Genomic DNA, 22010 nt, shown 5'->3' with positions numbered 1-22010 from the left:
AGTGGCCGCAGATGACGAGCTTGATGTTGGTGGAGGGCTTGATGAGTTTTTCCATCAGCGCCGCGCCCTCATTGCGGGGAGACATGCGGTAGGGGGAGGTGGCGATGAGGTTTCCCTGGGTATCGAGGACGGAATGGGTGAGGAGGATGACCTGGTGACCGGCATATTTTTCGGAGGAGATCAGCTCGGCGGCCCAAGCGATGGCCTCATCGCGCGGGGCGAACTCCAGGACCACGACGAGGAGGTCTCCCCAGATCTCGTCGGTGAAGGCATAGGCGGCGTTTTCGAGGGTGGGGCGGCCGAAGGCATTCGGGGCGGTGGCCACGAGCGTGCTGGCCCAGAGGGGGTTTCTGGCGGGAGGGAAATAGTCGGGGAAGCGGGAGTTGCGGTTTTCGGCGCTTTCGTAGCCGTAATCGTGATTCCCGGTGGCGAGGATGTAGGGGTAGACCTGATCGAGGCGCCGGAAGGCCCGTGAGACGCTTTCCCATTGCTGGGTGCTGGACTGGTTGCCGTTGTTCATGCCGGCATAGAGGGTCCCGCCGTTGGCGGTGAGCAGGTCGTTCTGCTCCACGAGGTCGCCGGTGCAGAGGGCGGTCTTGACGTTGAGGCGGCGCTTTTGCGCGGCGGTCCATGCGGTGAGCAGCTCGAAGATCGGCTGGTTGATGTCGAACTTTTCGTAGCTCTGGGGATCGCCGAGGACGATCATCGAGAAGGCCCGGGGGTCCTCGAGTTCGGGGGGCTCGGCGAGGTGCACATCGGGCGGGTGGGGATGATCCTTGAAGGAGGCTCCGGGTTCCGCGGCCTGTAGGCTGGAGGCGGCGATGAGGGCGGCGAGGGCAAGGCAGCGGTGGGTCATGGAGAGGAAACGGAGGGAACGGGGCAAAAGATACAGCAGGGGGCAGTGATCAGTGGGCAAGTGGGCAAGTGAGCAGTGAGCAGTGAGCAGTGAGCAGTGAGCAGTGAGCAGTGAGCAGTGAGCAGTGAGCAGTGAGGCAAGGGGGCAAGGGGGCAAGTGGGCAAGGGGGCAAGGGGGCAAGGGGGCAAGGGGGCAAGGGGGCAAGTGGGCAAGTGGGCAAGTGGGCAAGTGGGCAAGTGGGCAAGTGGGCAAGTGGGCAAGTGGGCAAGTGAGCAGTGAGGCAAGGGGGCAAGGGGGCAAGGGGGCAAGGGGGCAAGGGGGCAAGGGGGCAAGGGGGCAAGGGGGCAAGTGAGCGGTGGTGAGAGGGAGCCGTGATCGCTCCGGAACGGTCTGGGGCTGGGAGCCGCAACTGCGGAAGAGGAAGCGGGCCGCTTCCGCCACGGCCTGCGGCGGGCCGCCGCAGCCACGGTTGCGGCGACCACGGGCGGGATGCGAGGACGGAGGAGGCGGAGGCCTTGCTGGAATGCTGCGATGCACTGCTGCCGGACCGGGATGGGAAGGGAGCCGGCGGCGGAACCGGGGTTGGCGTGATGGACTTGCCCTTTGACTCTTTCCGCCGGAACCCTTACGGGATGGGAAGATGCGATTCGTGGGATTCAGGATGAAACACGAGTCGAGATTCCAGCCGGTTCGCTCTCATGAAAAAACGACCCCATGTCCTCGTCGTCCTGGCCTCGATGTCAGTGTTTGCCGCCGCGCTTCCGGTTCGTGGTGCCAGCCTTGCCGGGAGCACGGTGATTTTCGACAGCTTCACGCCTCCCAATATGGGTGGATTTTCCTCCGGAGATCAGGGTCTCCTCACTGAGATCACCGTGACATCCGACACACGCATCACTGAGTTCAGCATTTTGAACGAGCTGTTTCAGCCCGGCTACCTGCGTTTCGCTCTGCTGTCCTATCCGGATCCCGATTTCCTGATTCTTACCGCTCCGACAGGCTTCGGCCAGGATGCGCCCGGGATTCCTACCTGGAAGAGCTCAGGCCCGGTGGACCTTCTGCTCGAGGCAGGTCATACCTACCTGGTCGGCTACGCGCATGACGTGAGTCTGAATGACTACCTCGACTACGTTTCCGAGTCCCAGAACGGCATTGAATCGAACACGAACTTGCATCTGCTCGATGGATTTGAGGATCCAAGCTATGATCGACTGTTCCATTCGGGAGCCGATGGAGCCATCCGACTTTCGGTGATTCCGGAAGCCAACCCATGTCTGTTGATCCTGTCCTCCTGCCTCATGGGCGCGTTCCGGCGCCGCCGCCGTTCTGTCGGCTCGTGACGATCCATCACGGTCCGTCTTCCCTGACAGCACGGGGGAAAGGCGGGACATCGAAAAGATCGAAATCTGAAGAGGGGGAACCACGGAAGGCACGGAAGCGAATCAGACCCGGCAGTTGGCATTCATTTTTGCTCTCAGCTTTTCGATTGCCGATTGCCGATTGCCGATTGCCGATTGCCGATTGCCGATTTTCGATTTTCGATTTCCGCTCGGGGAGTTGATTGGTGAACTCCTCTGTTGCAGGTTTGCCGGGACCGGATGGAGGTCGGGATGACGATGAAGGGCGAGGTTTCCAAGTTCGAAGCAGAACTGCTGCGGCCGGCGGGGTCGGATGGGTGGGCGTTTCTGGTGCTGCCGAAGGAGGTGAGCGAGAGCTTGCCAAGGCGGGGCCGGACGAGCGTGGAGGGAACGGTGGCGGGAAAGCCGGTAGCGGCGACGCTGGAGCCGGACGGGCAGCTGAGTCATTGGTTGAGGCTGGATGCCGGTTGGCTGGATGCAGCCGGGGTGAGTCCCGGCGACCAGGTGGAGGTGAGGATTTCCCCGATGGATCCGGAGCCGGAGCCAGCGGTGCCGGATGACCTGGCGGCGGCCTTGGCCGAGGCACCGGAAGCAAGAGAGGTGTGGGACGCGACGACGACGCTGGCGCGGGTGGACTGGATCCACTGGATCGAGACGGCGAAGCAGGCGAAGACGCGGGCGAAGCGCGTGGCGGGCGCCTGCGATATGCTGGCAAAGGGGAAGAAGCGGGTGTGCTGCTTCGATCCCTCCGGATTCTATAGCAAGGCCTTCAAGGTGCCGGAGTGCGGATAAGGCGGGCGCTGGAATGGCGGAACCTGAAGCCGAGACAGAGGACGCCGATAAACGGCTGGCTGCGCGCTTTCACCAATTTCCTCGACAGCGGCTCGGGGGAGCGGATAGAGGACGGATCACCGTTTATGAAGCGCCCCCCAGGCTGGACCGGCCGGCATTCATCGCTTGATTTCGTGCTTCGAAGACCGGAGGCCGCGTTGGCATCCGGGAACGGACTGCAGCCCTGCCCGAGCTCGCCCGGGACGGCCGCTTCGCCGGCAGGCACCCGGGATTTCCCACTCCGCCGCCCTGCCGAGGCCGGTGGCGATCCGCTCCGGGCCATGTTTTTCCCATCTCCCACCCCATCCACACCATGATCCCCACGCATTCCCTCGCCATCCTCGCGACCGGACTCCTCGGTCTGTCCGTCATTGCTCCCAGCGTCCGGGCCCAGGATGAGCCCGATCTGGAGGCGGGCCCCTCCTACAAGGTCACCCATGAGGCCGAAATAGCGGGGTGGACGGTGTCTTCCTTCCGCATCGGCGGGGTGTTCAAGCATGTGATGATGGAGCGCGGCGGCGATGACGGCAGGATCTTCCGGTACTTCCTGGGCAACGGCACCTCGACCCTGATGATCTATGACAACAGCGCGCTGAAGGAGCTGCCGGTAAAGAAGGCGACCTATTGGTTCTCCGGGCTGGAGTCGGGCGATACGCCGCCGACCGAGGCTCCGGCCACGACCGACAATGGCCTGACCAGCGAGCAGGACGCGCTAATCTCGATCGACGTGCAGGAGGACCCGGACATCCTGGCAGCGATCGCAGGGGCGAAGGCATTTCACCTGAAGCTGGGCAACTATTCCGGCACCTACGACCTGAAGGGGGCGAAAAAGGCGGCCGACAAGCTGCTGGAGGTCTTCAACCAAACGCCTCCCGGTGAGGAGGTGATCGTGATGGAGGAAGGAACGCCCTCGGTCGTGTGGGATCTGAAGCTGGGTGCCGGCGAGTCGAAGATCTATCAGGTCCCGGGCAAGAAGGGGCAGACGATGAAGCTCTCGTACCTCGAGGACACCCGGCAGGGCCAAATGGACATGGGCAAGTACTCGGTGGAGGAAGGGACCGAGAACGGCATCTCCATCACCTTCGAGCAGGATCGCCAGCAGCGGGTGGATGTGTCGAACCCGACGGACAAGGCGATGGATTTCCGGATCTTTCTGGAGGTGAAGTGAGGGCCGCGGTTGCCGGTGGACGGGCTGGTCGCGACATACGCTCGACCTTAAGAGGAGGAACCACGGAAGGCACGGAATCCACGAAAGGGGGCTGGGCTGAGGGGGATGGGTTGCTCATCTCTCAGTTTTGCGTTCATTCGCGTGTTTTGCGGCGGGGAATCTTTATCTCCGACCACTGGGTTCCGTGGCGGTGACTCGGTCAGATCCTTGAGGTGAGGGCTTTCCACGGAGTGGGACGGAAGCGGGGCTTCCCATCGGCAAAGGAGACTTCGGCCATGGGTCGGGTGCCGATGGCGATGATGACCTCGGGATAGCGGAGGGACGGGACGCGAGGCGGGGTGTCAGCGACCGGCTGGCGGGAAGGGTATCGTTTCCGCTGAAACAGGGCACGAAGCTGAAGGACCTCGTTAAGGGTGGCGAGGGAGTTGAAGCGGATGACGACGCGATCGCCGGCGCCTTCGAGGGCGATGCTTCGCGAACCGGTGCTGGCGGCGAGCTTTCCGCGGACGCGGGGGATGGAGTCAGCGGTCGGCATCGCCGGTGCGGATCTTCAGGGTGCCGTGGATCTTCCAGGTCGAGGCAGCACCCTCTTTTCCGGGGATGACGACTTCCAGATTCTCCGCCTGGTAAGTGATGCCGGCGGGATGGCCGGTGAGGCGGTCGAGGAGGGCGGTGGCGAGGGTTTCAAGCGGGGCGCGTTGGTTTTCGTCCATGGGAAGCGATGCCACCGGAACCGTCGCGGGCAAGCGATTTGGAAGGTGGAAGAAAACGGCGAAAGGAACAAAACTGGAGAAGGGGAACCACGGAAGGCACAAAACACGGAAGGGGGCCGGGAGAGTGGGGAGAAGGACTTTTCAAGTCCGTGGTGGAGAGTGGGAAAGGAGCCCTGGTGGGGGAGGAAGGAGTTCCAAACTCCTTTTCTATCCTGACTGGGAACAACGAAATCGGCGAAAGGGGCGAAATCTGGGGAAGGGGAACCACGGGAGGCACGGAAGTGGCAAGAAGGGTGAACACCGCGGCAGGCCTCCAGGGCAGAGGGGACGGTGCGGTCGTCCGGGAAAGTTCGGGGAGTTTTTTCCAAGGAAAGGTCCGCGGCGGTGTCGGATGAGTATGAAGGCGATCCTGCTTTTCCTCGTGATGGGGGTAATGACCGTGACGCCCGGAGCCGGTCTGAGCGTGCTTTATCGCATCCGCGGCCCCGAGGATTGTGGGGACTGCGTGGGGTTCCAAGCGCGGGTGTCTGCCCGCCAAGCGGATTTTCTCACGATCACGGTGAGCGTGAGACCGAGGGATCGGAATCTCTCCCGGGACGGTCTGAAAGCCGCGGGCGAAATCCGGGCGGGGAGCGGTGGGAAGTCGCTGGCCCTCTCCAGGATGGAGTCGGTGGCCCGGGATGGGGTGTTCACCTTCACCTTCGAGGTGGCGCGGACGGCGTTACCGCTGGCGATGATCAGCGTCTCGTGCCAAGGCGGCAGGGATCCCTCCGAGGTGGGCGAGGAATACCTGCTTCAGCTGGGAGGATTCGCCCCCGCGGCCGCTTGGGCGACCACCGAGGAGGATGCGGTTCGGTGAAGCGGAAGGGAGACCACGGATGAGATGGGGAACAACGAAATCGGCGAAAGGGGCGAAAGCTGAGAAGGGAAATGTGAAGGGGGGAACCTCGGGGTTCGTGCCATGCGCCGAATCCGGGGAGGATGGGGAACCACGGAAGGCACGGAAAACACGGACGGGGGGTAGGAAATGACGGCGTTGGTTCGGGGATGGGGGGAATCCATGTTAGGGCGGTGTTCTTGCTGGGTTGTGCGGAACAACGAAATCGACGAACGGGGTGAAATCGGAGAAGGGCGCTGAATTTAGGAAAGGAAGGGAAGGAACGAACGCAGGGAAAGAGCTGAGCGGCAGCTTGGGGGGAATCCCGCCTGATGGCGGGTGCGTCATCTCGTTATGGGTTAGAAGCTGATTTTGTTGATCATGATTCTCAACAGATGCGGGCGCGCTCGCTTCCGTTCATGAGACGCCTCCTCCAGATCATTCCCCCCAAACATGGCTCCGGTCCGTTCGTTCTCCCCCCTGCGACGGAAGGACCGGGGTCCGGAAGGAGGTGATCATCGACTCTCTAACATGGCCCGGAGTGAAAAACCGGGTGTGGAATCAGAAGGCGCGTGGCTCGGGACAGCCGCGCGCCTTCGCTTTTTCCGCAACCGTCCGGTCGGAAAAGACAGAGCGCACGAATCCCCCCGGAAACGTGCGCTCTTGTTTTGTCGGCCTCGCGAGATCGGCTTTCACCTGAATCGGAGGGCCAGTCCCCCGACTGGCAGCTCTGAAAATCTCAAACGGACCTGCTTATATTTCATCAATCGGGGCTTTTTGGCGGTCTTTCCAAAAAAGTCGGATTTTTTTCGATCCGATCGAGAGGCTGTTTTGGCCCCGATTCTTTTGGAGCGAAAGCACGCGCGGGCAGATTGCCCGCTCTCCCTAGGCGAGGATTTGGTCGAGGACGTAGGGGAGGATCCCGCCGGCAGTGTAGTAATCGACCTCGGCCGGGGTATCGAGGCGGACCTTGAGAGGGATCTCCATGATCTGTGGGGAGGACTCAGGCGGGGCGCCTGGGTTCCCTTGGTGGACGATGAGGGTCGCGGGTTGGCCAGGCTTGAGTTCGCCGGCGATACCGGTGAGGTCGAAGGTGGCGTCGCTGAGGTCCTTAACCTTTTCGTAGTCGGCCTTGTCGATGAAGTTGAGTGGCAGCACGCCCATGCCGATGAGGTTGGAGCGGTGGATGCGCTCGAAGCTTTTGGTGATGACGGCCTTCACGCCGAGCAGGCGGGTGCCCTTGGCGGCCCAGTCGCGACTACTGCCCATGCCGTAGTCCTCGCCGCCGATGACGATGAGGGGAGTGCCTTCCTCCTGGTAGGCCATGGAGGCGTGGTAGATGAAGGTGGGCTTGGCGGTGCCGACGGGCGAAATGTCGAGGTCGGGGGCGGGCACGTCTTTTTTCCCGAAATACCGGGTGTAGCCGCCCTCAATGCCGGGGCACATGAGGTTCTTGATGCGGACGTTGGCGAAGGTGCCGCGGGTCATGACGCGGTCGTTGCCACGGCGCGCGCCGTAGGAGTTGAACTGGGCCTTTTCGACGCCGTGCTCGAGGAGATACTGGCCAGCGGGCGAGGTCGGCTTGATGGCGCCGGCGGGCGAGATGTGGTCGGTGGTGACGGAGTCGCCGAAGATGCCGAGCGGGCGCGCGCCCCGGATGTCCTCGCTGAGGCCGGCGGCACCCTCGAAAAAGGGCGGCGACTGGATGTAGGTGGATTCCGGGTCCCAATCGTAGGTGTCGCCGGTGGAGCCCTTGATTTCGCCCCACTTGGGGTTGGCGGTGGCGACGTTGCCGTAGAGTTTTTCGTAAACGGCGGGCTTCAGCGCGGTTTCGAGCTGGGCCTTGATTTCGCCCTGCGAGGGCCAGAGGTCCTTGAGAAAGACGGGCTTGCCGTCGCGGTCGTGGCCGAGCGGTTCGGTGGTGAGGTCGAGATCGACGCGGCCGGCGAGGGCATAGGCGACGACGAGCGGCGGCGACATGAGGAAGTTCGCCTTGATCGAGCCGTGGACGCGGGCCTCGAAGTTGCGGTTGCCGGAAAGGACGGACGCGCAGACGAGGTCGCCTTCCTTGATGGCGGCCTCGATCGCGGGGTGGAGCGGGCCGGAATTGCCGATGCAGGTGGTGCAGCCGTAGCCGACGGTCTGGAAGCCGAGGCGGTCGAGCTCGTCCTGGAGCCCGGTGGCCCGGAGGTAATCGGTGACGACGCGCGATCCGGGGCCGAGCGAGGTTTTCACATAGGGCGCGATGGTCAGGCCGAGCTCGTTGGCTTTCTTCGCAACGAGGCCGGCGGCGAGCATGACGCTCGGGTTGCTAGTATTCGTGCAGGAGGTGATGGCGGCGATGAGGACGGCGCCGTGGCGCAGCTCGGTATCGATGGGCTCGAAGGCTTCATCGGCGGCGACAAGGTTCGGCGAGGGGCGGTTGGTGGTCATTTCCGCCTTGTCCATGGCGGAGCCGGGCTCGGTCTGCTCAAGCAGCGAGCCGACCGCGTAGCCGGCGGGCTCGGGCATTTTCACCGGCACCATCGTTTTCCGCTGATCCGGGGAAAGCCCGTAGCCGCCGGTCGAGGTGGGCGCGGTGAAAAGCTCGTCAAACTTTTCGCGCAGCGCGGGGACGTCGATGCGGTCCTGCGGTCGCTTCGGTCCGGAAACGGCGGGCACGACCGAGGAGAGGTCGAGCTCGAGGTCGGCGGAGTATTCGCAGTCGCCCTTGTCGGGGATGCCGAACATTTCCTGGGCGCGGAAGTAGTTTTCGACGGTGGCGCAAAGTTCCTCGGAACGACCGGTGCCGCGGAGGTAGCGGATCGTTTCGTCATCGACGGGGAAGAAGCCCATGGTCGCGCCGTACTCCGGGGCCATGTTGGCGATGGTGGCGCGGTCGGGGAGCGAAAGTGCCCTGGCGCCGGGGCCGTAGAACTCGACGAACTTGCCGACGACGCCGTGGGCGCGGAGCATTTCGGTGACGCGCAGGGTGAGGTCGGTGGCGGTGACGCCCTCGGCGAGCTGGCCGTGGAGGTAAACGCCGACGACTTCCGGGACGAGGAACGTGACCGGCTGGCCGAGCATGCCGGCCTCCGCCTCGATGCCGCCGACGCCCCAGCCGACGACGCCGAGGCCGTTGATCATGGTGGTGTGGGAGTCGGTGCCGACGAGGGTGTCGGGGTAGAAGATTTCCGATTGGGGATTGTCGATTGAAGATTTGGAAAGCACGCCCTTGGCGAGGTATTCGAGGTTCACCTGGTGGACGATGCCGATGCCGGGGGGGACGACGGCGAAGGTGTCGAAGGCCTGCTGGCCCCATTTGAGGAACTCGTAGCGCTCGCGGTTGCGGATGAACTCGATGGCCATGTTGCGGTCGAGCGCGAGCTGCGAGCCGGCGAAATCGACTTGGACGGAGTGATCGACGACGAGGTCCACGGGGACGAGCGGCTCGACCTTTTCCGCGGACGCGCCGCGGGCGACGGCGGCATCGCGCATGGCGGCGATATCGACGAGCAGCGGCACGCCGGTGAAGTCCTGGAGTACGATGCGGGCGACGGTGAAGGGGATCTCGTAATCGCCGGGCGACTTGGCGTTGTAGCGGGCGAGGTTTTTCACGTCCTCCTCGGTGACCTTGCGGCCGTCGACGTTGCGGAGGACGGACTCGAGGACGATGCGGATGGAAACGGGAAGCTTGGAGAGGTTCGGGAAGCCTTGCTCGGCGAGGGCGGGGAGGGAGTGGAAGTAGCCGTCGGTTCCAGAGCCGGTTTTAAAGGTGCGGAGGGTGTCCATGCGGCCAGACTATAACAGAAATGGCGGGGCGTCGAATTTGGGGAAGGAGTTTTAAACTCCTTCTCCGTATTGCCACAGCTTGAAAGTATCCGGTGGGAGCTTGGCGGGGTTTTTCGCGATGTAACGGCGCACCCAGGCGAAGTGCTTGTAGGAGCGGATGAGGCGGTCCCAGGATTCGTGCTGCCAGAGTTGGCCGCTTTGGCCGAGGGCGGTGTTGATCTCGCGAGCGGTGAAGCGTTTCCAGGTGTGAAGGATGTCTTCTGCCAGATGGTCGCCGAGGGGGTGGAAGAGGACGTGGACGTGGTTCGGCATCACGACGTAGGAGTCGAGGCGGTAGCGCTGGCCGTCGAAGTGGTGGAAGCCGTCGGCGACAATGGTGGCGATGTCGGGGTCCCGGAGGACGCAGTTGCCGTGGGCGTTGTCGAGCAACGCTTCGAAGCGGAGGGTGAAGAGGCGGTTGTGCTCTTTGCGGGTGGCGTCGTTCCAGGGTTTTGGGTGAGATTGTTCCCAGCGTAGTTTTTCTAGGAGGAGATCTTTGACGACGGATGCGGGGAGGGAGTCGGCGAGGCGCCAGGTGACGAAGAGCCAGGCCTCGCCTTGTTGCCAGTGGGGGAGGTTGCCGCGGTGTTTCTCGATGGCTTTGTCGGGATCGAGGAACATATGGGGGACTTTGGAGAAGGACTTTTTAAGTCCTTGGTTTGAATGAAGGAGTTGAAAACTCCTTCTCCCTATTGGGCCACCATCTCACCCACAGGCGGGGCGAACTGGGTGAGGGGGATGCCTTGGACGGCGAGCTTGTATTCGTCCAAGGTCGGCGTGCGGCCGAGGATGGCGGAGAGGACGACGACGGGGGTGGAACTCAGGAGCGACTCGCCTTTTTTCCGCTCGGAGTCTTCCACGACGCGGCCTTGGAAGAGGCGGGTGGAGGTGGCCATGACGGTGTCGCCCTTGGCGGCCTTTTCCTGGTTGCCCATGCAGAGGTTACAACCGGGGCGCTCGAGATACATCATGTTCTCGTATTCGGTGCGGGCGGTGTTCTTGGGCGCGTTGTCGTCGAACTCGAAGCCGGAATATTTTTCCAAGGTTTCCCAGTCGCCTTCGGCCTTCAGCTCGTCGATGATGTTGTAGGTCGGCGCGGCGACGACGAGCGGGGCGCGGAACTCGACCTTGCCCACGGCCTGCTCGAGGTTCTTGAGTATCTGGGAGACGATCTTGAGGTCGCCCTTGTGGACCATGCAGGAACCGACAAAGCCGAGGTCGATGGTCTTTTCCCCACCGTAGTAGGAGAGACCGCGGATGACGTCGTGGGTGTAGCGCTTGGAGACGTCCTCGTTGTGGACGTCGGGGTCGGCGATCATCGGCTCGTCGATAAGGTCGAGATCGACGACGAACTCGGCGTGGTACTTCGCGTTGGCATCGGGCGCGAGCGGTGGTTTCTCGCCGGAACGGATTTGGGCGATGCGCTTGTCGGCCTTGTCGATGAGGCCCTGAAGCACGCCCTTTGCGTTGTCCATGCCCTTCTCGATCATGATTTGAATGCGGGCCTTGGCGATTTCGAGAGACTCGATGAGGGCCTCCGGCTGGGAGATGCAGATCGAGGCCTTGGCCTTCATTTCCGCGGTCCAGTCGGTGAAGGTGAAGGCCTGGTCGGCGGGCAGGGTGCCGATGTGGACCTCGATGATGCGGCCTTGGAAAACGTTCTCGCCGAACTTCTTCAGCATCTGCGCTTGGGTGGCGTGGACGACGTCGCGGAAATCGACGTGTGGCTTGAGCTCGCCCTTGAAGGTGACTTTCACCGACTGCGGGATCGGCATGGTGGCCTCGCCGGTGGCGAGCGCCAACGCGACGGTGCCGGAGTCGGCCCCGAAGGCGACGCCCTTGGACATGCGGGTGTGCGAGTCGCCGCCGATGATGATGTCCCAGTCGTCCACGGTGAGGTCGTTGAGGACCTTGTGGATGACGTCGGTCATGGCGTGGTAGCCGTCCTTGGGATCGCGCGCGGTGATGAGCCCGAAGCCGTTCATGAAGGCCATGAGCTTCGGGATGTTGGTCTGGGCCTTCTTGTCCCAGACGGAGGCGGTGTGGCAGCCGGACTGGTAGCCCGCATCGACGATCGGGGAAATGACGGTGGCCGCCATCGCCTCCAGCTCCTGCATGGTCATCAGGCCAGTGGTGTCCTGTGAGCCTACGATGTTTACCGTAACCCGGACATCGGAGCCGGCATGCAGCGTGACGCCCGGCGTGGTGCCGACGGCGTTGCGGTTGAAGATCTTTTCGACGGCGGTGAGGCCCTGGCCTTCGTGGGAGATTTCCTTGGACGGGGCGAAAACGACCGGTGCCGTGATGCCGAGCGTCTTGGCTGCGAAGGTCTGGAGTTTTTTCCCGAAGACGATGGCGTAGGAGCCGCCGGCCTTCATGAACTCAAGCTTCTGCGGGGTGAAGGCCTTGGCGATGTCGTGGACTTCCTTGCCGTCGAGGAGGAGCTTTTTGCTCCGGGTGTTGATGGTGAGGACGGTACCGGTTTCGACCGAATAGACCTGCTCGAGGACCGGGTCGCCGTTGGCGTCGAGGACGACCTTGCCGTCGGCGTCCTTCTTTTTGACCCAGTTCTGGAGGTCGAGGCCGATGCCGCCGGTGACGTCCACGGTGGTGAGGAAGATCGGCGAGATGCCGTTGGTGCCGGCGACGATGGGGGCGATGTTGACGAAGGGGACGTATTTGCTGGCCTGTTTGCCGGTCCACAGGGCGACGTTGTTGACGCCGGACATGCGCGACGAGCCGACGCCCATGGTGCCCTTTTCGGCGATGAGCATGACGCTCTTGTCCGGGTGGATCTTTTGCAGCGCCCGGATCGCTTCCTGGGCCTGCGGCGAAATCATGCACTTGCCATGCAGCTCGCGGTCGGAGCGCGAGTGGGCCTGATTCCCCGGGGAAAGGAGGTCGGTGGAGATGTCGCCCTCGGCCGCGATGTAGGTGACGACTTGGATTTCCTCCGGAACGTCCGGGAGCTGGGTGAAAAACTCGGCCTTGGCGTAGCTTTCGAGGATGTCCCTGGCAACGGCGTTGCCGGCCTGGTGGGCGTCGGCGAGGCGGGCGAGGTCGGCATCGTAGAGGAAGACCTGGGTCTTGAGGACCTCGGCGGCCTGGCTGGCGATGTCGGCGTCGTCGCCGAGCGCGAGATTGAGCAGGACCTCGATCGACGGCCCGCCCTTCATGTGGGAGAGCAGCTCGAAAGCGAAGGCGGGGGGGATTTCCTCGACGACCGTCTGGCCGAGGATGATCTCTTCGAGGAAGCGGGCCTTTTCGCCGGCGGCGCTGGTGGTGCCCGGAAGGGTGTTGTAGATCAGGAAGTTGAGCGAGTCCGCGCGGGCTTCGTGGCCGGGAGTTTTGATCTGGGAAATGATCTCGGCGAGCAGGTCGGCACCATCGATGGGCTTCGGGTGGAGGCCTTGTTCCTGGCGCTCGGCGATTTCCTGGAGGTATTCCTGATAGAGGCTCATTTCAGCGGGGCGTCGTTGGTTTGGAAAGTGGGTGTTTTGGTCGGGAGGTCTTGGATTTCAGCGATCTCCGGGGTCTGTCCGACGGGCGCGGAGATTACCGGGGGGGTGATTCTTGTAAAGAATGTTGGCCGTCTAGCAGGAGTCGCGCCGGGGCGGGGATTTCGGGCGAAGCTGACAGCCTTTCGCGGGAGGCGGAGTGCCGGGGTTTTTTGGATCAGGATGAATGGGATTTCCGGGATGAATGGGATTCGGGAAGGGTTGTGGAGGGGGTCGCATGCCATTGATGATGACTGGTCTATTCGTCCCGATTTCAATCTCCCTGCGATCCGTTTTTCTGAGGGAATCCGGCTCTTGCTGTCGCGAGCCGGTCCGATAGGCTTGACGAATGCATCGCACGTATTTGGTCGCCGGAATGGCGGCGGTTTTGGGATTGGCCGGGTGTGCCGGCGGGCCGGCCGGGGCTTCGTCCGGCGAAATGGGAGACATCCAGACCGAGGACGGTTCGGTGGGCGGGATTTCGGAAGTTCCCAATCCCAGCCCGGAAATGGCGAAAGCCAGCGGGACGCCGCTCGAGACGCTGCAGCACGGGCACGTCATCTACATGCTGAAATGCGGCGAGTGCCATGCCTACCAGTTGCCAAAGGATCTTTTCATTGATGAGTGGGAGGACGCGATGCCGAAGATGATCACTCACGCTGGCCTTGATAAGGAAGACGAGAAGGCGGTGCTGGCCTATGTGGTGGCGGTGAAGGGCGGGGAGGATTGACCCGCTTCGCAGGAGTGCCGGGTGAAAAGTGAGATGAAGAGCGACGAACGGAAGGCAGGAGAGGTGATAGTTGGAATCGACCTCGGGACCACGAATTCGGCCATTGGAGTCGTCGAGAGCGGGTTTCCGATCTTGTTGGCCAATGAGGATGGAAAACGCATCACGCCGAGTGCGGTGGCGTTCGGAGCAGGGAGCGGCGAGCAGGGAGCGGGGAGCGAAGAGGTTTTGGTCGGAGCGAAGGCGCTGCGGCTGCGGTCGATTCGGCCGGTGGTGACGAGCGTGAAGCGGCTGATGGGCCGACGGATCGGCGAGGTGGAGGATTTTCCCCTGCCGGTGACCGATGACGGAAACGGCCTGCCGCAGGTGGAGGGTCGCTCGCCGGAGGAGGTGAGCGCCGAGATCCTGCGGGAGCTGAAACGGATCGCCGAATGGCGGCTCGAAACGCCGGTGGAAAAGGCGGTGATCACCGTGCCGGCGTATTTCAACGATGCTCAGCGGAACGCGACGAAGAAGGCGGGCGAGTTGGCGGGGCTGGAGGTGGTGCGGATCGTCAACGAGCCGACCGCGGCGGCGCTGGCCTACGGCTTGGACCGGCTGGAGGAGAAGTCGCGGGTGGCGGTGTATGATTTCGGCGGCGGAACTTTCGATTTGTCGGTGCTGGAGATGCAGGACGGGGTGTTTCAGGTGCTTTCGACGCGCGGCGACACGCGGCTCGGCGGCGATGACCTGGACGCGGCGCTGGTCGCGTGGTGCGCGGAGCAGGCCGGGGTGGAAAAGCCGGATGTGCGCTGGCTTGAAGAAGCGGAGCGGGTGAAGCGGGCCTTGTCCGAAAAGGATGCCGAGACCTTCCGGCTGCCGTTTTACGAGGGATCCCGCAGCATCGAGATCGAGGTGACCCGCGGCGATCTGGACCGGCTGGCGAAGCCGCTGATCGACCGCACGCTGGCTTGCTGCCGGATGGCACTGGCCGACGCGAAGGTTGGACCGGAAGACCTGGATGCGGTGCTGCTGGTGGGCGGCTCGACGCGGATCCCGGCGGTGCGCGCGGCGGTGAAGGCGTGGTTCGGCCGCGAGCCGGATCTTTCCCAGCACCCCGACGAGGCGGTGGCGCTCGGGGCGACGATCCAGGCGGGCGTGCTGAGCGGGGCGATGAAAAAGATGGTGCTGCTCGACGTGACGCCGCTGAGCCTCGGCATTGAGACTTTCGGCGGGCTCATGAATGTCCTGATTTCCCGCAACACGACGATCCCGTGCAAGGCGGGCGAGATGTTCACCAACGCGGCGGCGGGGCAGCGGTCGATGCGGATCCGCGTGCTGCAGGGCGAGCGGGAAATGGCGCGCGACAACTGGCAGCTCGGCGAGTTCGAGGTCGAGTTCGAGCCTTCGGAAAAAGGCCGGGCGCGGGTGGGCGTGCAGTTCCGGATCGATGAAAACGGCATCCTCGAGGTGCTGGCGCGCGACACCGCGACGGGCAAGGACACGCTGCTGGAAATCCAGAGCGCGGCGGTGGACGTGGACGATGCGCGGGTGGAAAAAATGGTCAGCGAGTCGATCGACTACGCCTTCGACGACATGGCGGAGCGGATTTTCACCGAGGCGAAGATGAAGGCGGACGAGCTGCTGCCGGCGGTCGAGCAGGTGCTCGCCCAAGGCGGCGGGCTGGTTTCTCCGGAGGAGGAAAACGAGATCCGCGCGGCCGCGGAGAAAGTCCGCGCGGCGGTGCGGGCCGGCGAGGCAAATCCGCTCAAGGCCGCGGTGCAGGAGCTGGACAAGGCGACCGAGGCGGTGGCGGCGCGGGTGGTGGAAAAAGCGATGGAAGAGGCGCTCGCCCGAAGAATGGGCGGGTAGTTCGCATTGACCGAGGGAACCCCGGCGCGTTGGATCGCGCCATCAGCCGATGACGGAACAAACCGATGGATGGTATCACTGCGGTCGCTGCGGGCACCTTTTCGAGGAGTCCGAGGACGGGCGTTGTCCCGTCTGCGGCCAGAACCCGGTGGTGAGCGATTCGGAGATGGCCTACCACATGGCACTGTCCGCGCCAGCCGAAGCCGAAGGGGCCGGCCGGGTGGAAAAAACGGCCGCTCAGGCGAAGGATTCCGGCGGCCTGCTGAAGTTCACGGTGGCTTGGGTCGGGTTCCTGTCGGTGATCGCCGGCATCATCGCGCTGGCCCGTCTTTTCAGCAGCAACGAGGACACGCAGGCGACGATCGACATCGGGGAGAGCAGCGAAAGCATGCGCGAGCTGAACGACGCCTACACGCGGTGTTATCCGCTGCTGCGCGGCTATTATTCCAGCGTGGCGCCGGAGATCCGGGCTCCGCTGACGCTCCATCCCACGCGCTCCCTGGAACGCATGAGCCGGTGGCCTGAGGAGCTGGTCCTGATCGATCGCAACACCCTGGTGCGGAACCGGTCCTTCACGGTGTTCGGGACCTCGGAAGGCCAATCGGCCGGCAGCCTGTGGGAGCTGGAAAACGGCGATCGGTTGGAGGCCGTTTTCCGCCACAACGAGGAAGGCGCGTGGGCGATCGACTGGGAGCAAATGGTGCGCTACTCCACGGAAACCTGGCCGGTGTTCGTCAGCGGACTGGGCGATGAGTCGGGGGAATTCCGGCTGCTCGCCCGGCGCCGGGCGAGCGCGAGCCTGGGCGTGGGCGACGTTTCCCGGATCATCCTCCACCAGCCGTCCACCCGGCGGCCCGGCGAATTCGGCCCCGCTTCGCCGGAGGTGCAGGTCGATCCAAGCTCCGAGGATGGCGTCAAGCTCGCCGAGGCCTTCGAGCTGCGCGATGCCGGCGGCTCGCCGTTCAATGCGGGCCTCACCCAGGATGATCCACTCGGCATGATCCGGGTCCGGGTGCGGCTGCACCTCGGGCCGAAGGACGAGAACGGCCGCCTGACGCTGATCCTCGACAAGGTGGTGGCCTGCCACTGGATGGACATCGACGACCGCGGTCGGCCGGAGCCGAAAAAGCAGTAGGCCTCAAAGCCCGAGACCGCGGCGCATGGCGGCATCCGGGTCGCTTCCCGGGAACCAGAACCGGAACGCGGCGATGCCTTGGTGCAGGAGCATCAGGTGGCCGTTGGCATGGTGCGCGCCCGCCGCCTCGGCCGCGCGGATCAGAGCGGTCGGCTTGTAGATGGTATCGAACACATGGTGGTTCGAGTGCAGGTAGCCCGCCGGCAGCGGCGAAGGGTCGCTTTCCTTCAGCCCGAGCGAGGTGGTGTTGACGATCAAGGTGCAGGCGGCGGCCAAGGCCGGCAGCACGGTGTCCTGCGTGCCGAGCGTGGCGAGGTCGAGCCGCGGGTGGCGCTCGCGCAGCGTGCGACCCAGCACTTCGATCTTCGACTCGGTGCGGTTGACCAGAATCAGCCGCGCCACGCCGGCCCGCGCGCAATGGGCGGCGATCGCGCCTCCCGCTCCGCCGCCGGCACCCACGATCATCACGGAAAGACCGGGCAGCTTGAGGCCCAGCGATTCTTTCACGGCATGTTCGAAGCCGTAACCGTCGGTGTTGGTGCCGCGGGTCGCGTCGTCATCGAAGCGCACCGTGTTCACCGCGCCGAGGTCGCGGGCGGTGTCGTCGATTTCATCGCAGGCCTCCAGCGCGTCGAACTTGTGCGGCACGGTGACATTGCAGCCGATGAAACCGAGTTCCCGCATGCGGATGAAGGCTTCCTTCACTTGCCCGGGCCCGACTTCCAGCGCGATGTAGCGGGCGTCGATGCCGGCTTCATCGAGCGCCGGCTGGTGCATCTGGGGTGAAAGCGAGTGCGCGACCGGCTGGCCGATGACGGCAAGGCGCGCGGCGGAGGCTTCGGGGAGGTTGGCGAGAGTGAAGGGCATGATGGAGCGCCGATTATGAAATCGGCATCGCGGTGACTGGTGTGCCGGAATCCGGCTGGGGTAGAAGGCTTGGGGGGCTGTCTATCGAGAAATGGGGATGTCAACGAACAGGCGATGCCGATTTCATAATCGGCGCTCCATCTGGAGGCACTCTGTTCAGAGCTTCTCGGCGAACGAGCGCAGGCGCTTCACGCTCTCATCCTTTCCGAGGATGGCGAGGATGTCGCCGAGGTCGGGTCCGCCGGCCTTGCCGCTGAGGGCGACGCGGGTGGGAAACATGAGCTGGCCGGGCTTCGCGCCGTTCGCCTGGGCGGTTTCGCCGATGGCCTGCTTGGCGGTGTCGGCGGACCAGTTCTGGATGCCGGCGAAACTCTCGGCCAAGGCGGCGAGGAGTTCCTTGGCCGCGGCGTTGTTCTTCACCTTGGCCAGCGGCTCGTCCTCGATCGCGATCTCGTCGAGCAGGAGGAAATCGAGCGCCGCCGGCACCTCGGGGAGCAGGCGGACCTTTTCCCGCACCGCGGCGGCGGCGGCGGGGTAGCGGTCGGTGATGGGCAGTCCGGCGGCCTCGACGAAGGGCTTGGCCGCGGCGGCGAAGTCGTCGGGCGAGAGCTTGAGCAGGTGCTGCTGGTTGAGCCAGGCGCACTTTTCGAGGTCGAAGCGGGCGGGTGAGCGGTTGACGTTTTCCAGGGAAAACCGGTCGACCAGCTCGGCCAGGGTGAAGACCTCCTCGTCGGTCTTCGGGTTCCAGCCGAGGAGCGCGAGGAAATTGACCACGCCCTCCGGCAGGTAGCCCTGCCGCGAGTAGTCGCCGACCGCGGCGCCGGTGTCGCGCTTCGACATCTTGGAGCCGTCGGCATTCAGGATCAGGGGAATGTGCGCATACTGCGGCGGCTCCACGCCGAAGGCCTCGAACAGTTGGAGGTGCTTCGGCGTGTTCATGAGGTGGTCCTCGCCGCGGATCACGTGGGTGATCTGCATTTCCAGGTCGTCGACCACGTTGACGAAGTGAAACACGTAACTGCCGTCGGAGCGGCGCACGACCATGTCCGGCGTGTTGTCGAGGTTGGTGTAGTCGATGGTGACCTCGCCGCAGACGAGGTCGGTCATGGTGATCGGCTTGCGCTCGAAGCGGAAACGCCAAGCGCCGTCGTCTTCATAGACGCGGTCCTTCTGTTTCAGCACGTCGAACCACTTGTCGTAATGGGCGGTGCGCTGGGACTGGTTGTAGGGGCCGAAATCGCCGCCTTTTCCCTCGCCCTCATCCCAGTCGAGGCCGAGCCAGCTCATGCCGTCGAAGATCGCGGCGCGGGCTTCGTCGGTGTTGCGGGCCTGGTCGGTATCCTCGACGCGCAGCACGAACGTGCCGTCGTGCTTGCGGGCGAAGAGGTAGTTGAAGAGGGCGGTGCGCGCGCCGCCGACGTGGAGGTAGCCGGTCGGCGAGGGAGCGAAGCGGGTGCGGACGTGCATGGCGGCAGTGCGACGCGGGACCGCGCGGATGCCAAGGAAAAGTTGCCGCGCGCCGGCCGGCGGTGTCTGGTGGCTGCGGGAAATGACACGCGGAAGGATCGGCACGCGCGGCCACTGGGTGGCGGGCACCTCGGCGGCGCTGGCGGTGGCCGGGCTGCTGCGGGTCGATGGCGCCCTGCTGGCCGTCTCGGCGGCCGGGCTGCTGCTGCTCGGGGTGGCGTGGGTCCTCGGTCGGGCGAATGTTTCCCAGCTCGCTGCCAGGCTGGAAGGACCGCGGGCGGTGGTGGCGGAGAGCCCGGCGCGGGCGCGGCTAACGCTTTCGAACCGGCGGCGTTGGCTGGACGGATTCCGGCTCGGGATTTCGATCAGCGGACCAGGCCGGATGGCGCTGGAAATGGCGGTGCCGTGGGTGCCGGCGGGGTCGCAGGCTGGGGGCGGGCTGGCTTTTCAGGCACCGGATCGGGGCCTCGCCGAGGCGTTGTCCGTGGAGGCCAGGTCGGACTTTCCCTGGGGCTTGTTCGAGTTCCGCAGCGAGTGGCGCTTGGAGCAGGAAATGATCGTGCTGCCGCGCCCGATCCGGCCGCCGGCGCGGGCTTGGGGCTGGGAGCGCGGCGGGGAAACGCCGGCCCGGTCGTGGCTCGAGGAGCCGGGTGACCGGCGTGGACTGCGCGGTTACATGGCCGGGGACCGGGTGAAAACGATCCGCTGGCCGGCGAGCGTCCGATCGGCTGCGCGTGGCGGCGGGCTGATGGTGGCGGAGCCGGATCCGCCGGGCGGGCGGGACGAGGAGGTATGGCTGGTGTTTCACTCGTGCGGCGATGGCGGGCTGATCCGGCCGGCGCGCTTCGAGCGGGCGGTGTCGCTCCTGTGGGGCGAAACGGAGCGCCTGGTGGGAATGGGGCGGACGGTGGTGTGGCTGGCGGACTTTCTGGAGTGGGTGCCGCAGCGGATGGCGCGGCGCAGCGACCTGGCGGAAGCCGGTGAAATCCTGGCCCGGGCGCGGCGGGCGAGCGGCACGCAGAAGCACGAGGTGCTCGGCCGCCTGGCCGAAACCCGCGGGCCGATCCGCGTGTTCTCCGACCAGGCGGCGGCCCACTGGCAGGCCTGGCTGAGCGACCCGGAGTCGGCGGTGGACGTGGTGCGATTCGAGAAAGGAGGCCTGCGGTGAAGCGGATGCGTTGGATCGCCGCCGCGGCGTTGCTGGGCGCGGTGGCCGCCGCCGTGAGCCTGATGCAGGGCCGGCCGGGCGAGCCCTGGAGCGTGCTGGCCGCTGCGCTGGCGCTGGCGCTGGGGCTCGGCGGGTGGTCGCGGCGCCGGGGGCCGGAGGGCACGCCGGGCCATGCGCGGAGGCCGGTCGCCTGGCTGGATCGGGCGGCGCTGGCGCTCGGCGGGGTGGCCTTGGTGGCGGGCTTGTTTTCCGTGCTGTCGCTGGTCCCGGCACCGGCCGAGGCCGTCGCCGCGCGTCTCGAAACGCTGTGGAAGTCGGGACCCGCGACGGAGCCGGCCGAAATCTCCGGCCCGGCGCCCGAGGCGCGGTCGGGCAATTGGCTGTGGGACGAGGCCGGCCGCCGCGAGCTGCCGCGGCGTGCGAACCTGCAGCCCGCGAACCGGCCGGAGGTGTTCCTGCAGGCGGAGGGCGACGAGGGCCCGCTGTTGGGCCAGCGACTGTATGTCGAGGCCTTCTCGCTGGGGCGCTATGCGGACGGAGTCTGGTCCGGCGCGGCGGAACCGGGCGGCAGGATCACGGCGGGAAACGATGGCTGGATCCGCTTTAACAATCAGCAGGGCGGGATCGCCCACCGCATCTGGCTCGGCGCGAGCCAGTCGTCCGGCCAGCCGCTGGTGGTGCTGCAAGGCCTGCAAGCGGTGAACCGCGACGAGCTGCGCCGCCGGCAGGGCCTGCTGCTGCTGCCGGATGCGGGCGCGACGAACTACCTCGCGGTTTCGCGGCCGCGCACGCTCGACCAGCCGGGGGCTGCGGATGATGCTCCGCAAATCCCTCCGGGCGGCGATTTCATGCGGCGACCGGAGGGCAGGATCGCGCCCGGCCTGCGCGAGCTGGCGCTCCGCTACGCGGGCGAGGGACCCATCGAGGACCGCCTGCGGCGCTTGCGCGACCGGCTGCGGGAGCACGCCGACTATTCGCTGAGCTTCGACAACCCGCGGGGCCTGGATCCGCTGGAAAACTTCCTGTTCGAGGAGCGGCGGGGCCACTGCGAGCTGTTCGCCACGGCCGGGGCGCTGGCGGCGCGCTGCCTCGGGGTGCCGTCGAGGATCGCCTACGGCTGGGCCGGAGGGACCTACTATGAGTCCGGTAAATGGTTCGTCTTTCGCGCGCGCGACGCCCATGCGTGGGCCGAGGTTTGGCTGGAGGGCCGCGGCTGGGTGGTGATGGATCCGACCCCGCCGCAGGCGGTCGGCGGCGGCCGGCCGAAGCTGGCCTCGGCGGACGAGCTGGCACCGGTCCGTGGCACGGACGACGAGGACATCGCGCCCCTGCCCGGGCGTCACAGGGGGGAAAGCTGGCTGGGGCCGGCGCTGGCGGGCTTGCTGGCGGTCCTGGCGGCCGTGGGAATCGCCCGCCGCAGACGCGAGGTCGGCGCGGGCTTTGTTTCCGGATCGAAAAACGGCCTCGCGCGCTATGACCGGCTTTTCCGGCAGGGCTGTGCGCGACGGGGTGTGGCGGTGGAGCCGGGTGTGACCCTCAAAGCTCTCCTCACGCGGCTGGACGAACGGCCCGACTTCGCGGCGGACCTGGTGCGGTATCACTACGGTGTCCGCTACGAGGAAAGTGCGCGCGATTCCCGGAAAGAGCGGGAGCTGGCGAGGCAGGCGCTGGCCTGGGCGCGGAACTGA

17 protein-coding genes are annotated in these 22010 nt (G+C 65.2%); 9 read left to right on the top strand and 8 right to left on the bottom strand.

What is annotated here, in order from left to right:
- On the bottom strand, positions 1-856 hold an 856-nt coding region (locus ABXH26_RS19440; protein ID WP_353568770.1), incomplete at its 3' end, for a metallophosphoesterase.
- 698 nt (positions 857-1554) lie between these two features.
- On the opposite strand from ABXH26_RS19440, the gene ABXH26_RS19435 reads away from it, so the two are divergent.
- The 3 genes from ABXH26_RS19435 to ABXH26_RS19425 all read left to right on the top strand — a co-directional run bounded on the left by ABXH26_RS19435 (position 1555) and on the right by ABXH26_RS19425 (position 4210).
- Positions 1555-2193, top strand: coding sequence for a hypothetical protein (locus ABXH26_RS19435; protein ID WP_353568769.1), 639 nt, complete (start codon positions 1555-1557; stop codon positions 2191-2193).
- Between the two features lie 270 nt (positions 2194-2463).
- On the top strand, positions 2464-3003 hold the full coding sequence (locus tag ABXH26_RS19430; RefSeq protein WP_434783439.1) for a YdeI/OmpD-associated family protein: 540 nt from the start codon (positions 2464-2466) through the stop codon (positions 3001-3003).
- A gap of 352 nt (positions 3004-3355) precedes the next feature.
- A complete protein-coding gene (locus ABXH26_RS19425; protein ID WP_353568767.1) occupies positions 3356-4210 on the top strand; it encodes a hypothetical protein in 855 nt (284 codons plus the stop codon).
- 199 nt (positions 4211-4409) lie between these two features.
- Here ABXH26_RS19425 and ABXH26_RS19420 read toward each other — a convergent pair whose 3' ends face one another.
- Together ABXH26_RS19420 and ABXH26_RS19415 are read right to left on the bottom strand one after the other, a co-directional pair.
- The gene (locus tag ABXH26_RS19420; RefSeq protein ID WP_353568766.1) at positions 4410-4745 is read right to left on the bottom strand and encodes a hypothetical protein; all 336 of its coding nucleotides are present in this window, start codon (positions 4743-4745) and stop codon (positions 4410-4412) included.
- Positions 4732-4923 carry a hypothetical protein gene (locus ABXH26_RS19415; RefSeq protein WP_353568765.1) on the bottom strand — a complete coding sequence of 64 codons (192 nt, stop codon included), beginning with the start codon at positions 4921-4923 and terminating at the stop codon, positions 4732-4734. The genes ABXH26_RS19420 and ABXH26_RS19415 overlap by 14 nt, the downstream gene beginning before the upstream one ends.
- Positions 4924-5314: 391 nt before the next feature.
- Between ABXH26_RS19415 and ABXH26_RS19410 the strand changes: the two genes are divergently transcribed.
- Entirely contained in the window at positions 5315-5782 is a 468-nt protein-coding gene (locus ABXH26_RS19410; RefSeq protein WP_353568764.1) for a hypothetical protein, read from the top strand.
- Between the two features lie 903 nt (positions 5783-6685).
- On the opposite strand, the gene ABXH26_RS19405 is transcribed toward ABXH26_RS19410, so the two are convergent.
- From ABXH26_RS19405 to ABXH26_RS19395, 3 genes are all read right to left on the bottom strand, one after another.
- Positions 6686-9571 (bottom strand): aconitate hydratase, encoded by a 2886-nt coding sequence (locus tag ABXH26_RS19405; protein WP_353568763.1) that lies wholly within the window; start codon positions 9569-9571, stop codon positions 6686-6688.
- Between the two features lie 51 nt (positions 9572-9622).
- The gene (locus ABXH26_RS19400; RefSeq protein WP_353568762.1) at positions 9623-10231 is read right to left on the bottom strand and encodes a transposase; all 609 of its coding nucleotides are present in this window, start codon (positions 10229-10231) and stop codon (positions 9623-9625) included.
- Positions 10232-10299: 68 nt separating this feature from the next.
- Positions 10300-13071 (bottom strand): bifunctional aconitate hydratase 2/2-methylisocitrate dehydratase, encoded by a 2772-nt coding sequence (locus tag ABXH26_RS19395; RefSeq protein WP_353568761.1) that lies wholly within the window; start codon positions 13069-13071, stop codon positions 10300-10302.
- A 475-nt stretch (positions 13072-13546) separates the two neighbouring features.
- Here ABXH26_RS19395 and ABXH26_RS19390 point away from each other — a divergent pair, with 475 nt between their 5' ends.
- The 3 genes from ABXH26_RS19390 to ABXH26_RS19380 are packed head-to-tail and all read left to right on the top strand — an operon-like array spanning position 13547 to position 16820.
- The gene (locus ABXH26_RS19390) at positions 13547-13837 is read left to right on the top strand and encodes a hypothetical protein (RefSeq protein ID WP_353568760.1); all 291 of its coding nucleotides are present in this window, start codon (positions 13547-13549) and stop codon (positions 13835-13837) included.
- 33 nt (positions 13838-13870) lie between these two features.
- The gene (locus ABXH26_RS19385) at positions 13871-15685 is read left to right on the top strand and encodes an Hsp70 family protein (protein ID WP_353568759.1); all 1815 of its coding nucleotides are present in this window, start codon (positions 13871-13873) and stop codon (positions 15683-15685) included.
- A gap of 49 nt (positions 15686-15734) precedes the next feature.
- Positions 15735-16820, top strand: a complete 1086-nt coding sequence (locus ABXH26_RS19380) for a zinc ribbon domain-containing protein (protein WP_353568758.1) — start codon at positions 15735-15737, stop codon at positions 16818-16820.
- A gap of 3 nt (positions 16821-16823) precedes the next feature.
- Here the strand turns inward: ABXH26_RS19380 and aroE are convergent, their stop codons facing one another.
- The gene (gene aroE, locus ABXH26_RS19375; protein ID WP_353568757.1) at positions 16824-17687 is read right to left on the bottom strand and encodes a shikimate dehydrogenase; all 864 of its coding nucleotides are present in this window, start codon (positions 17685-17687) and stop codon (positions 16824-16826) included.
- A gap of 156 nt (positions 17688-17843) precedes the next feature.
- Positions 17844-19154, bottom strand: coding sequence for a glutamate--tRNA ligase (gene gltX, locus ABXH26_RS19370; protein ID WP_353568756.1), 1311 nt, complete (start codon positions 19152-19154; stop codon positions 17844-17846).
- An 82-nt stretch (positions 19155-19236) separates the two neighbouring features.
- On the opposite strand from gltX, the gene ABXH26_RS19365 reads away from it, so the two are divergent.
- Complete coding sequence (locus tag ABXH26_RS19365) at positions 19237-20322, top strand: DUF58 domain-containing protein (protein WP_353568755.1); 1086 nt, start codon at positions 19237-19239, stop codon at positions 20320-20322.
- A 5-nt stretch (positions 20323-20327) separates the two neighbouring features.
- Positions 20328-22010: a transglutaminase-like domain-containing protein gene (locus tag ABXH26_RS19360; protein ID WP_353568754.1), complete on the top strand. Its 1683-nt coding sequence runs from the start codon at positions 20328-20330 to the stop codon at positions 22008-22010.

This window comes from Haloferula sargassicola (assembly GCF_040362925.1).
GTDB classification, from domain to species: Bacteria; Verrucomicrobiota; Verrucomicrobiia; order Verrucomicrobiales; family Akkermansiaceae; genus Haloferula; species Haloferula sargassicola.
This window is presented reverse-complemented; position numbering and strand designations above follow the sequence as displayed.

What these genes read in the sequence shown, in the direction of transcription:
- ABXH26_RS19435 (WP_353568769.1), top strand. Translation starts at nt 1,555, where the DNA reads ATGAAAAAACGACCCCATGTCCTCGTCGTCCTGGCCTCGATGTCAGTG.
- ABXH26_RS19430 (WP_434783439.1), top strand. Translation starts at nt 2,464, where the DNA reads ATGACGATGAAGGGCGAGGTTTCCAAGTTCGAAGCAGAACTGCTGCGG.
- ABXH26_RS19425 (WP_353568767.1), top strand. Translation starts at nt 3,356, where the DNA reads ATGATCCCCACGCATTCCCTCGCCATCCTCGCGACCGGACTCCTCGGT.
- ABXH26_RS19420 (WP_353568766.1), bottom strand. Translation starts at nt 4,745, where the DNA reads ATGCCGACCGCTGACTCCATCCCCCGCGTCCGCGGAAAGCTCGCCGCC.
- ABXH26_RS19415 (WP_353568765.1), bottom strand. Translation starts at nt 4,923, where the DNA reads ATGGACGAAAACCAACGCGCCCCGCTTGAAACCCTCGCCACCGCCCTC.
- ABXH26_RS19410 (WP_353568764.1), top strand. Translation starts at nt 5,315, where the DNA reads ATGAGTATGAAGGCGATCCTGCTTTTCCTCGTGATGGGGGTAATGACC.
- ABXH26_RS19405 (WP_353568763.1), bottom strand. Translation starts at nt 9,571, where the DNA reads ATGGACACCCTCCGCACCTTTAAAACCGGCTCTGGAACCGACGGCTAC.
- ABXH26_RS19400 (WP_353568762.1), bottom strand. Translation starts at nt 10,231, where the DNA reads ATGTTCCTCGATCCCGACAAAGCCATCGAGAAACACCGCGGCAACCTC.
- ABXH26_RS19395 (WP_353568761.1), bottom strand. Translation starts at nt 13,071, where the DNA reads ATGAGCCTCTATCAGGAATACCTCCAGGAAATCGCCGAGCGCCAGGAA.
- ABXH26_RS19390 (WP_353568760.1), top strand. Translation starts at nt 13,547, where the DNA reads ATGGGAGACATCCAGACCGAGGACGGTTCGGTGGGCGGGATTTCGGAA.
- ABXH26_RS19385 (WP_353568759.1), top strand. Translation starts at nt 13,871, where the DNA reads ATGAAGAGCGACGAACGGAAGGCAGGAGAGGTGATAGTTGGAATCGAC.
- ABXH26_RS19380 (WP_353568758.1), top strand. Translation starts at nt 15,735, where the DNA reads ATGACGGAACAAACCGATGGATGGTATCACTGCGGTCGCTGCGGGCAC.
- aroE (WP_353568757.1), bottom strand. Translation starts at nt 17,687, where the DNA reads ATGCCCTTCACTCTCGCCAACCTCCCCGAAGCCTCCGCCGCGCGCCTT.
- gltX (WP_353568756.1), bottom strand. Translation starts at nt 19,154, where the DNA reads ATGCACGTCCGCACCCGCTTCGCTCCCTCGCCGACCGGCTACCTCCAC.
- ABXH26_RS19365 (WP_353568755.1), top strand. Translation starts at nt 19,237, where the DNA reads ATGACACGCGGAAGGATCGGCACGCGCGGCCACTGGGTGGCGGGCACC.
- ABXH26_RS19360 (WP_353568754.1), top strand. Translation starts at nt 20,328, where the DNA reads ATGCGTTGGATCGCCGCCGCGGCGTTGCTGGGCGCGGTGGCCGCCGCC.